3 protein-coding genes are annotated in these 3,046 nt (G+C 72.7%); all 3 read right to left on the bottom strand.

Going from position 1 to position 3,046, the window contains the following annotated elements; genetic code table 11:
• Window positions 1–1,341 (bottom strand): NADH-quinone oxidoreductase subunit N (locus tag SACPADRAFT_RS25255; RefSeq protein WP_007027072.1); only part of this gene is annotated, 1,341 nt, incomplete at its 3' end.
• A gap of 12 nt (window positions 1,342–1,353) precedes the next feature.
• Window positions 1,354–2,847 carry a complex I subunit 4 family protein gene (locus SACPADRAFT_RS0202860; protein WP_007027071.1) on the bottom strand — a complete coding sequence of 498 codons (1,494 nt, stop codon included), beginning with the start codon at window positions 2,845–2,847 and terminating at the stop codon, window positions 1,354–1,356.
• A 10-nt stretch (window positions 2,848–2,857) separates the two neighbouring features.
• Window positions 2,858–3,046: hypothetical protein (locus SACPADRAFT_RS0202855; RefSeq protein ID WP_028662168.1), on the bottom strand; the 189-nt coding region annotated here is incomplete at its 5' end.

The raw sequence follows: 3,046 nt of genomic DNA, 5'->3' as shown, positions 1-3,046 counted from the left end.
GGCGGCGTGGGCGGTGCGCGCCGCGCCCGGTGCCCACCCGTCGTCCGGCCGGGCCGCGGTGTCGCGGCGCAGCGTCGGTGCGATCCAGCGCAGGTAGTAGAAGAGACTGGCGACGGTGTTCACCACCGCTACCGCGGCCAGCCAGCCGAACCCGGCCGCGAACGCCGCCGTGAACACGATCAGTTTGCCCGCGAATACCGCCGTCGGCGGGGTGCCGACCAGACCGAGCAGGCACACCGTCAGCGCCACCGCCACGGCGGGGCGGTGGCGGAACAGGCCGCGGAAGTCGGCGAGCGTGCGCAGGCGGGGCATCGCCGCCACGACCGCGAACGCGCCCAGGTTGGTGACCGCGTAGGCGGCCAGGTACAGCAGCAGACCCGGCAGTGCCAGCTCCGACCGCCCCGCGGCGGCGACGGCCATCAGGAGGTAGCCGACCTGGCTGATCGTCGAGTACGCCAGCAGCCGCCGGACGTCGTCCTGGAAGAACGCCGCGAGGTTGCCCAGGGTCATGGTCAGCCCCGCCAGGACCGCCACCAGAACCCGCCAGTCGAGCGGGGTCGGCTCCAGCACGGTCGCGGCGAAGCGGTGCACCGCCAGCACCGCGCCGATCTTCGGCACGGTCGTCACCAGCGCGGCCACCGGGGTACGGGCGCCCTCGGTGACGTCGGGCACCCAGAAGTGCACCGGCACCGCCCCGGCCTTGAACAGCGGCCCCGCCAGCAGCAACAGCGCCGCCACCGCCGTCACCGCCACCGACGCCCCGGGCAGCGTGCCCGCCAGGGCGGAATACCCGGTGGCGCCACCGAGTCCGAACAGGACGGTCACCCCCACCAGCATGGTGACACCGATGAGCGCACCCATCAGGTAGTACTTCAGTGCCGCCTCGGTGCCGGGTGCGTCGTCGGCGAATCCGGTCAGCGCGTAGAGCGGGATGCTCGCCAGCAGATACGCGGCGGCCAGCAGCAGCAGGTCGTCGGCACCGGCCAGCAGCACCGCGCCGAGCGCGGCCAGCAGCACCAGCACGACGAACTCGGTCTCGCGGGCCGTGCCCCGGACCGACGCCCCGGACAGGCCCAGCACGAGCAGCACCGAGACCAGCACGACCACCCGGGCCGTGCCGGTGGCCACGTCCACCGCGAAGGTGCCCTCGAACACGGGGACACCGGCGGCCGGCGGCCAGCCGACGAGGGTCGCCCCGAGTGCGGCCAGGCACACCAGCGCGGCGAAGGCCCGTACCAGCCACTGCCGGTGGCGGGGCAGGAACGAGCCGGACAGCAGTCCCACCACGGCGGCCGCGGTGAGCAGCAGTTCCGGCAGGATGCGCGCGAGGTCGTCCAGCATCACCGCACCCCCTCAGCGGCCCAGCAGCGGGCCGAGGGCGCGGGCGGCGGGTTCGATGACGTCCAGCAGCGGGCGCGGGAACACCCCGATCAGCACCGCCAACGCCATCAGCGGCACGATCGAACCCGCCTCGACCGCCGTGAGGTCGTGCGGTGTCGGTCCGTCGTCCCGCCGTGGCCGCCCGAGGAAGAGACGTTGGTAGGCACGCACGAACAGCGCGGCCGTGAGCAGGATGCCCAGGACCGCGAAGCCGACGGCCACCGGCACGGCGACCAGTGCCCCGGTGAAGATCTGGAACTCGGCGATGAACCCGGCGAACCCGGGCAGCCCCAGCGACGCGAAGACCGCCAGCGCGGTGAGTCCGGCGAATCGCGGTGTGTGGGCCGCCAGGCCGCCGTAGGCGTCCATCCGGAAACTGTGCCCCCGGTCGTAGAGCACCCCGGACAGCAGGAACAGCGACCCGGTGATCAGCCCGTGCGCCACCATCTGGGTGACCGCCCCGGTGACGGCCAGGGTGTGCGCCTGTTCCCGGCCGGTCGCGAGCAGCCCGGCGGCCCCGACGGCGAGCAGGATGTAGCCCATGTGATTCACCGAGGTGTAGGCGACCATCCGCTTGAAGTCGCGCTGGCCGAGCGCGACCAGGGCGCCGTAGAGCACGCTCAGCACGCCGAGCACCACGATCGCGGGCGCGAAGTCCCGCCAGGCGTCGGGCAGCACGGGCATCGCGATCCGGACGAACCCGTAGGTGCCCATCTTCAGCAACACCCCCGCCAGGATCGCCGACCCTACCGACGGGGCCTCGGTGTGCGCGGGGGGCAGCCAGGTGTGCACCGGCACGACCGGCGTCTTGACCGCCAGTCCGAGCAGGAGCGCGAGCAGCACCAGCGCGCCGAACGTGGACCGGCCGGCGAGCGGGTTCTGTTCGGTCAGTCGCACGATGTCGAAGGTGTGCGGCTCGGCGGCGACGTAGAGACCGAGAAAGCCCAACAGCAGCGCCAGCGACCCGAGGAAGGTGTAGAGGAAGAACAGCTGCGCCGCCCGCGCCGCGCCCCGGTGCCCCCACCCGGCGATCACGAAGTACATCAGCACGATCGACAGGTCGAAGAAGACGAAGAACAGGATCAGATCCAGTGAGACGAACAGTCCCACCGAGACCGTCTCCAGCAGCAGGAACAGCACGGCGAAGGTCCGTACCCGGTCGGTGTGCCGCAGGGAGTGGACCGCACACGCCAGAAACAGCACGGTGGACATCGCCACCAGCGGCAGGCTCACGCCGTCCACCCCGAGGTGGTATCCGGAGTCGACGCTCGGGATCCAGCGGTGCTCGACCTCGTGGGCGAACCCGTTCGCCCCGGGCGCGAAGTCCGCCCACAGCCACCCGACCAGGGCGACTTCCGCCGCGGTGGCGGCGACCCAGACCCACCGGGTCACCGCGGGCCCGACCCGCGGCAGTGCGAGCAACACCGCCGCCACCGCCGCCGGCAGGAACACCACGACGCTGAGCACGCTCACCTCCTCATTCCGGCACCGCCGACAGCACGGCCAGCAGCAGCGCGAGCGCGGCCAGCAGCACGACGGCCTGGGCGTAGTACTGGTGCAGTTGTCCGGTCTGCGGTCGGCGGGCGAGCCTCCCGAGCGTGCGGGCCCCGGCGGTGACCGCCCGTACCCCCGCCTCCACGCCGCGCTCGCCCCGGGTGGTGGCCAG

This window comes from Saccharomonospora iraqiensis subsp. paurometabolica YIM 90007 (genome assembly GCF_000231035.2).
Taxonomy (GTDB): domain Bacteria; phylum Actinomycetota; class Actinomycetes; order Mycobacteriales; family Pseudonocardiaceae; genus Saccharomonospora; species Saccharomonospora paurometabolica.
The sequence above is the reverse complement of the archived record's forward strand: the minus strand, read 5'-3'. Positions and strand labels throughout refer to the sequence as shown.